The organism is Micromonospora sp. ABR4_055 (assembly GCF_056160425.1).
Genome location: NZ_JBSWXD010000232.1, coordinates 1 through 7,225, shown reverse-complemented (window position 1 = coordinate 7,225; position 7,225 = coordinate 1). Strand labels below are relative to the sequence as shown.

The window sequence follows — 7,225 nt, the reverse complement described above, 5'->3', positions numbered from 1 at the left end:
CCCCCCCCCCCCCCCTTTTTGAATGAGATGGAAACCACGGGGATCGAAACAGGGGGAAGGTGGGGGGAAGTGGAGGGTGTGTAGAAGAAACAGGCCCGCAGGTGCGCGACCCGCCGCCGGTAGATGCCGGCCGCGCCGAGCACCTCCCGCTCGTGGTCGGTCACCGTCGTCAACCGCATCGGGTACGGCTGCCAAATGGCCACCCCTTCCCGGTTGCCGGCGACGTGCACGACGCCGTGGGTCAGCCCGTGTGTCAACTCGACGTCGAACAGCCGCAGGAACGTGGTGTACCGGTTGGACACGTCGGCGATCAGCCAGCCGGCCACCGGGTTGGTCACGAACGCCTCGGCGAGCAGCGCCGACAGCTCGGCGATGTCGGTGACGTCGGCGTCCCGGACGGTCATCTCGGATTCCATCGTGGTCTCTCCAGTAGGTTCGGAACGGGTGGCGGCCCGCGCCCAGCCGAGGAACCGGGCGTACGCCGCCGCCGGGGTCAGCCCCGGCAGGTCGAGGGCGGCCTCCGCGGACCGCTCGGCCACGTACATACACAGACCGATCCGGTCGTACGCGGCGACGAGTTGCGCCTTCGCCGGCTGACACGGCCACGGTGCCCGGCACACCCGGCAGCGCCACGACGGCCGTGCCGCCACGTGCTCGACGGTCACCGGCCGGCGGCCCGGGTCGCCGACCGCGCCCGGGGCGACCAGCGCCGCCCGGTCGTCGGCCGGATGTCGAAGGTGACGAACTGCCGGGAGCCGCAGTCGGGGCAGCGCAGTGTCTGCCCGCAGGCCGGGCACCAGCGCCGCCGCAGCCGGCACAGCAGCAGACCCGGCGGAATGCCGAGCACAAAGCCGGCGGCAATGAACGCGAGGGCGGTGGACATTCCATTTCCTCCCGGGCGAAGATCAATTAATCGTGCGGGCAGGAGTGCATGCGCCGGGCCCGCCGCAGCCGGTCACGGGGGTTTCCCGACTGCGGCGGGTGACTATGGACAGCACCGGCATCAGTTATCTAAGTTGGACCGCATGCATAAGACAAGGCGCGATGCGCCCTTATCGTCGTGGGCAACCCCTTGTCGAGGTCAATCATTTCAGTGCCGAGCGCCTTCACGATTATGAAGGCGCTCGTCAGTTGATTGTCCGCCACGTTGGTGACTACACTCACCACAGAGGATGAAGGGGGCGAGCGATTTGTCCGGCTCCATCGGCACAACCCTGCTCCGCCGACACATCGGCCGCTGGCTCACCGTGTTGCGGGAGGCTGCCGGCATCAGCCAGGACGCCGCAGCTCAAGCACTGCAACGCGGCTCCTCCACCATCTGGCGCATCGAGGCCGGCGACTCGCGGATCCGCTTCCGCGACGTCGACGTCGACGCCATGTGCACCCTCTACCGGGTCTCCCCGGAGACCCGCCACCGCCTGCTCACCATGACCAGGGAGACCCGCGACGCCCCGAGGCGTGCCTGGTGGCACGACTACACCGAATCGGCCCTACCCGCCTGGTTCGGCCTCTACGTCTCCCTCGAAGACAGCGCCGCCATGATCCGGCAGTACGAGCAGGAAGCCGTTCCCGGGCTTCTGCAAACGCGTGCCTACGCGGAGGCGATCACGCGCATGCCGGAGGGCGTTATCAGTGACGAGGAAATCGAGCGTCGAGTGAGCGTCCGACTCGAACGGCAGGCACTCCTATCAGCACCACGTCCACCGCATCTCCGTGTGATCCTCAACGAGGCGGTCCTGCGCCGGCCAGTCGGTGGTGTTGACGTGATGGTCGAGCAGTTGCAGCACATGCTCGACGTCACGGCGCGCTTCTCGGTATCGGTGCGTGTTCTGCCCTACTCGACCGGTGCGCACAGCGGGATGAACTCCGCCTTCAGCATCCTGACCTTTCCCAACGCACCACTGAGCCGAGATCCTGTCGAGCCGCCCATCGCGTACGTCGACACCCTGACCGGCGCGCTCTATCTGAACAAGCCCGACGAGATTCACGCCTACGAGACGGTCTGGGCGGATCTCGACCGGCGAGCCCTTGACGAAGCCTCGTCGAGGGAGATGATCAAGGAAGCATTGGAGGCATTTTCCAGTGGTCGACCTGGCCAGCGCCACGTGGCGCAAGAGTAGTCGTAGCGGCAACGTGGGCAACTGTGTCGAAGTAGCGACGAACCTGCCCGACGTCATCGCCGTACGGGACAGCAAGGACACGACCGGCCCGGTCCTGACCTTCGCCCCCGCCCAGTGGGCCACCTTCACCACCCACCTGCCCACGCCTGACGCCCGCTGAGACTGTTGGGGGCGGCTGGCTGTACCCGGCCAGCCGTCACCAAACGTGCAGTCTGGCGTCTGAAGTTGATCTAGGAACCTCCGGTGACCACGCTCCAAGCGGGGGGTTCCGAACCGCCAAACCTCTACGATTGGGACATAAACTGCTCGTGAGCACCGCGAAGCCAATCGTGATTGGTGAATACTTGCAGCTCGCGAGCCGCTGCGCCGGACCTCCGGGTCCGGCGAGGATCGCAACCCACACGTCGGCGGCCCGGTCTTCCACCGGCAACTGCTGCGCCGGACCTCCGGGTCCGGCGAGGATCGCAACGTGTTGCTGCTGGTCGTAGGACTGCCGATCGCGTTGGTGCTGCGCCGGACCTCCGGGTCCGGCGAGGATCGCAACCACCCAAGGGGCCCCGGGTGCTACGGCACAGCGTAGCGCTGCGCCGGACCTCCGGGTCCGGCGAGGATCGCAACGGCGCGAACGCCGTCAAGGGCAGCCAGGTCCGGCTGCTGCTGCGCCGGACCTCCGGGTCCGGCGAGGATCGCAACCGGTCCGGGTCGCACACCACGAACGGGCCGACGTGGCTGCTGCGCCGGACCTCCGGGTCCGGCGAGGATCGCAACCGCGTAGTCGTACGACTTGCCGCCGTTGCCGAGGCCGCTGCGCCGGACCTCCGGGTCCGGCGAGGATCGCAACGACGTCAGCCCATGGCCGGCGTCGACCTCGAACACCAGGCTGCGCCGGACCTCCGGGTCCGGCGAGGATCGCAACATCGTGCTGGTGCTGCTGGCCGTGGTGCTGATCCTGGCTGCGCCGGACCTCCGGGTCCGGAGAGGAGCGCAACATCTCCACGTACGACCTGGACGACGTGGTCACCGCCTGCTGCGCCGGACCTCCGGGTCCGGCGAGGATCGCAACATGGGCCGAAGCGCGAAGGTCAACGTGCTCGCCATCGCTGCGCCGGACCTCCGGGTCCGGCGAGGATCGCAACCGTCAGGCGGCGGAGCTCATGTTGGCGGGTGTGGTTGCTGCGCCGGACCTCCGGGTCCGGCGAGGATCGCAACCTAGCCAAGGCGTGGCCGAAGCTAGAGAACCACCTGAGCTGCGCCGGACCTCCGGGTCCGGCGAGGATCGCAACACCACCGCCACCGACACGGAGGCCGGCCGGCTCAGCGCTGCGCCGGACCTCCGGGTCCGGCGAGGATCGCAACCTGCGGCTGTGGCACGAGGGCGAGAGCCCATCCCGGCTGCGCCGGACCTCCGGGTCCGGCGAGGATCGCAACGTCGGCGCCGCCCAGCAGGCGATGAAGGCCAGCGGCGTGCTGCGCCGGACCTCCGGGTCCGGCGAGGATCGCAACCATGGTGCGATGGGGGGCCTTTAGGGCTTCAGAGACCGCTGCGCCGGACCTCCGGGTCCGGCGAGGATCGCAACGACGATCGAGAGCACGCCATCCGAGTCGGGATCGAGCGAGCTGCGCCGGACCTCCGGGTCCGGCGAGGATCGCAACGATGGTTACAAGATCATCGAAGTGTCTGATGGTCGGTGCTGCGCCGGACCTCCGGGTCCGGCGAGGATCGCAACGGGGCAGTCATCGCCGCCGGACATGCCCTCCTCCCTGGCTGCGCCGGACCTCCGGGTCCGGCGAGGATCGCAACCGTCTCCAAGTCGCACAGAATGGATCGGACGATTTGGATGCTGCGCCGGACCTCCGGGTCCGGCGAGGATCGCAACGCCGTCGACCCACACCGTCCACGACACCTTCGCGCCGTGCTGCGCCGGACCTCCGGGTCCGGCGAGGATCGCAACTCGTGCTTGGTGACGGGCAGCCACTCCCGGAACTGGCTGCGCCGGACCTCCGGGTCCGGCGAGGATCGCAACCGGCCCTCGGTGGGGGTGCGTCGCCGCGACCGTGGTCGCTGCGCCGGACCTCCGGGTCCGGCGAGGATCGCAACGCCAGCCGGCGCGACTCCCCGTACGGGGTGGCCGGCGCTGCGCCGGACCTCCGGGTCCGGCGAGGATCGCAACCGGGTAATCAGATGCGTCCATGTCTCCGGTCCGATGAGCTGCGCCGGACCTCCGGGTCCGGCGGGGATCGCAACACATGCAACCAGCACCTAGCATGATCCAGTCAGTGGGTGCTGCGCCGGACCTCCGGGTCCGGCGAGGATCGCAACGCCAGCATACGACTCCGCCCACTGGACGCGGGCGGGCTGCGGCGGACCTCCGGGTCCAGAGAGGAGCGAAACACCACTCCGGGCGGCGGATCGGTGCACTACTCCAAGCTGCGCCGGACCTCCGGGTCCGGCGAGGATCGCAACGGGCGCGATCGCCTGAATCCCGTCGAGCACGGATGTCGCTGCGCCGGACCTCCGGGTCCGGCGAGGATCGCAACCCCGCGTCGCGGCCGAACAGCAGCGGTACGCCACCCGCTGCGCCGGACCTCCGGGTCCGGCGGGGATCGCAACTACGCGCATTAGCGCTGAATCATCCTGCGCGGAGGCTGCGTAGCGTGTCCAACGCGACACTCATCGACGTGGCCTGCGCTTCGCGCCGAGCCCTGGTCAGGGTCTACCTGCGCGGTTGCCTTACTCGGCTGCCGTCGGTCGCTAGACCTACCTGGCTGCCTACGTCCTCACTGTCCGCAGCGGCTAGTACGGCGTCCAGGAGGCCGGGGAAGCGGGTGTGCAGGTCCTCGCTGCGCAGGACGACGTAACACCGAGTGCCTTCCTGCCGGGTACGGGTAAGCCCTGCGTCCCGCAGCACCCGTAGGTGGTGGCTCAACGTCGACTTGGAGACCGGGACTCGCAGCGCTCCCCAGCCGCGTTCCTGGCCGTCGGATAGCAACCGGACCAGCCCAACCCGGATCGGGTCACTCAGTGCCGCCATCACCTCAGTGAGAACCATCTCCCCGGGATCCGGGTGCCGCGCTTCCTTCACCACGACATGGTAGCTTGTTCGACGTTCTACGAACATCGAATGAAGGGTGTGTGCTGATGGAATCCAATGTCAGCGGAAAGTTTGCGGACCGTGTTGCCATCGTTACCGGAGCGGGATCAGGAATCGGTCGCGCGACCGCGATCGCATTCGCCGAGGCCGGCGCGCACGTCCTCGGCGTCGGGCGCCGTCAAGACGCGCTGAACACCACCGCGCAGCAGCACCCACGCATCGCCGTGCTCCCCGCCGATATCCGCGCCGCACACGCACCCCAGGCAGTCATCGACGCCGCCGTTGACCGATGGGATCGGGTCGACGTACTGGTCAACAACGCCGGTGCCACGACGATCATGCCGCTGGCCGACGCAACTACGCACGGCATCGCCAACCTATTTGATCTTCACGTCACCGCGCCCAGCCTGCTCGCTCGCGCGGCCCTGCCCTACCTGCAGCAGACCCAGGGGTCGATCATCAACCTTTCCAGCACGTACGGGCACCGCCCGGCACCCGGCATCGCCCACTACGCCGCCTCCAAGGCCGCCCTGGAACAGCTCACCCGATGCTGGGCACTGGAACTAGCAGCCACAGGAATCCGAGTCAACGCCCTGGCCCCCGGCCCCACCGAGAGCGAGGCCCTGACCGCCGCCGGCCTCCCCGAACCGGTGCTCAACCAGATCAAGCAAGACGAGGCCGGACGGATCCCGCTCGGCCGTCGGGGAGAGCCCAACGAGGTCGCCACATGGGTCCTCCGCCTGGCTGACCCCGTCGCCACCTGGCTGACCGGACAGATCCTCACCATCGACGGTGGCCTCGAACTCACCTGACACCCGGACCAGCGCCGGTGACCCGCGCAAGTGCTCGTCGAATGCGTTGATTAGTGTGGACACTGCGCTGGGCCTCCGGGTCCGGCGAGGATCGCAACGCCGGACGTGAGCCCGTCAACCGCAGTCCGTACGCTTCAAGCTTCTGACTGATCTCGGCACGTACAGTCGAGCCGAGTCGCCCAGCGCCCTCGATGTCCCGCAGCACCTGTGCAGTCGTACCGATGACCCCGCCCTCATCAGCCACCCGCCGACGCAGTTCCTCATAGCTCGTGGGGCTCACTCTGCCGGCTGGTTCCGGCGAGCGCGTGGCGTTCGGCGGGTCTACTGCAGGTCGAAGTCGAACTCGACGGTGGCGACATCCTTGTCGAGCCGCAGCAGCCAGGACGCGCCGATCACCCCGGCACCGGCAGGTGGGTCGGCGACCGCTGGCTTGGCTCGGATGATCTGGCTGCGTCGGAGGGCGTCCGCAGCGCCGGCGCTGTCGCCGACCGCTGCGCACGCTCTGCTCAGGTTGTGTAGCACTGCTGCGAGGCTGGGGTCGGCGACGGCTGCCGTGTCCAGGATGGAAGCCGCGCGAGCGAGTAGGTCCTTTGCCTGTTCCGGCTCGCCCAACGCTTGGCGGACGGCGGCGAGGTCGTTGAGGATCACGGCAACGTCCGGGTGGGCGGCACCGAACGCCTTTTCGTAGATGCCAAGTGACTGCTCCAGCACCTGGCTTGCCTCCTCTGACCTGCCCAGTTCGTGCAGGATCACACCGTGGTTGATCAGGTCGGCGGCCAGGGCAGGATGCCGGGTGCCCAGAGTCTCGGTGTCGATCTCGACTGCCTGTTCGGCGCAGCGGCGGGCAGCAGCGAAGTTCCCCGCGTCGGCGTACGCGTTCGACAGGTTGTTCAGCGAGGTGGCGACGTCGGGGTGGCTGACCCCGAAATGGGCCCGCCGGATGTCGACAGCGCGTTCGTGCGCGTGAACTGCGCCGTCAGCGTCGCCGGCCTGCCGTTCCACGTTGCCGAGGTTGTTCAGCGTCGTCGCGCAGGCGGGGTGATCCCCGCCGAGCGCGCGCTCCAGGATCGTCAGCGCCCGGAGGTGGTAGTCCCGCGCCTTGCTGAGCGAACCTAGACGAGTAGTTCCGAAGTCAGGGGTCGATGTCCGGGCATGAGGAGAGGGCATCCAAGATCATGTTGTGACGCAAGACCTGGACACC

Annotated in this window: 6 protein-coding genes, 1 pseudogene and 1 CRISPR repeat array; of the genes and pseudogenes, 3 read left to right on the top strand and 4 right to left on the bottom strand. The window is 68.3% G+C overall.

Annotation, left to right across the window (positions count from 1 at the left end):
• Positions 1 to 650: pseudogene (locus ACXAHD_RS30490) on the bottom strand (hypothetical protein); the annotation flags it as partial.
• A gap of 11 nt (positions 651 to 661) precedes the next feature.
• Positions 662 to 883 carry a hypothetical protein gene (locus tag ACXAHD_RS30485; RefSeq protein ID WP_281555132.1) on the bottom strand — a complete coding sequence of 74 codons (222 nt, stop codon included), beginning with the start codon at positions 881 to 883 and terminating at the stop codon, positions 662 to 664.
• A gap of 289 nt (positions 884 to 1,172) precedes the next feature.
• On the opposite strand from ACXAHD_RS30485, the gene ACXAHD_RS30480 reads away from it, so the two are divergent.
• Positions 1,173 to 2,120: a helix-turn-helix domain-containing protein gene (locus ACXAHD_RS30480; RefSeq protein ID WP_289212952.1), complete on the top strand. Its 948-nt coding sequence runs from the start codon at positions 1,173 to 1,175 to the stop codon at positions 2,118 to 2,120.
• Positions 2,083 to 2,280 (top strand): DUF397 domain-containing protein, encoded by a 198-nt coding sequence (locus ACXAHD_RS30475; RefSeq protein ID WP_289212951.1) that lies wholly within the window; start codon positions 2,083 to 2,085, stop codon positions 2,278 to 2,280. Before ACXAHD_RS30480 ends, ACXAHD_RS30475 begins: the two co-directional genes overlap by 38 nt.
• Positions 2,281 to 2,480: 200 nt before the next feature.
• Positions 2,481 to 4,731: direct repeats of the CRISPR family, unit length 37 nt; unit sequence GCTGCGCCGGACCTCCGGGTCCGGCGAGGATCGCAAC.
• Positions 4,732 to 4,834: 103 nt separating this feature from the next.
• On the opposite strand, the gene ACXAHD_RS30470 is transcribed toward ACXAHD_RS30475, so the two are convergent.
• Positions 4,835 to 5,239, bottom strand: a complete 405-nt coding sequence (locus ACXAHD_RS30470) for an ArsR/SmtB family transcription factor (RefSeq protein ID WP_289212950.1) — start codon at positions 5,237 to 5,239, stop codon at positions 4,835 to 4,837.
• A 20-nt stretch (positions 5,240 to 5,259) separates the two neighbouring features.
• On the opposite strand from ACXAHD_RS30470, the gene ACXAHD_RS30465 reads away from it, so the two are divergent.
• The gene (locus ACXAHD_RS30465) at positions 5,260 to 6,024 is read left to right on the top strand and encodes an SDR family NAD(P)-dependent oxidoreductase (RefSeq protein WP_475054902.1); all 765 of its coding nucleotides are present in this window, start codon (positions 5,260 to 5,262) and stop codon (positions 6,022 to 6,024) included.
• Positions 6,025 to 6,345: 321 nt separating this feature from the next.
• Here the strand turns inward: ACXAHD_RS30465 and ACXAHD_RS30460 are convergent, their stop codons facing one another.
• On the bottom strand, positions 6,346 to 7,191 hold the full coding sequence (locus tag ACXAHD_RS30460) for a tetratricopeptide repeat protein (RefSeq protein ID WP_289212948.1): 846 nt from the start codon (positions 7,189 to 7,191) through the stop codon (positions 6,346 to 6,348).
• Positions 7,192 to 7,225 lie beyond the last annotated feature (34 nt).

Excerpts from the sequence above, each read along its gene's own strand:
- ACXAHD_RS30485 (WP_281555132.1), bottom strand. The coding sequence starts at position 883 with ATGTCCACCGCCCTCGCGTTCATTGCCGCCGGCTTTGTGCTCGGCATT.
- ACXAHD_RS30480 (WP_289212952.1), top strand. The coding sequence starts at position 1,173 with ATGAAGGGGGCGAGCGATTTGTCCGGCTCCATCGGCACAACCCTGCTC.
- ACXAHD_RS30470 (WP_289212950.1), bottom strand. The coding sequence starts at position 5,239 with ATGTTCGTAGAACGTCGAACAAGCTACCATGTCGTGGTGAAGGAAGCG.
- ACXAHD_RS30465 (WP_475054902.1), top strand. The coding sequence starts at position 5,260 with ATGGAATCCAATGTCAGCGGAAAGTTTGCGGACCGTGTTGCCATCGTT.
- ACXAHD_RS30460 (WP_289212948.1), bottom strand. The coding sequence starts at position 7,191 with ATGCCCTCTCCTCATGCCCGGACATCGACCCCTGACTTCGGAACTACT.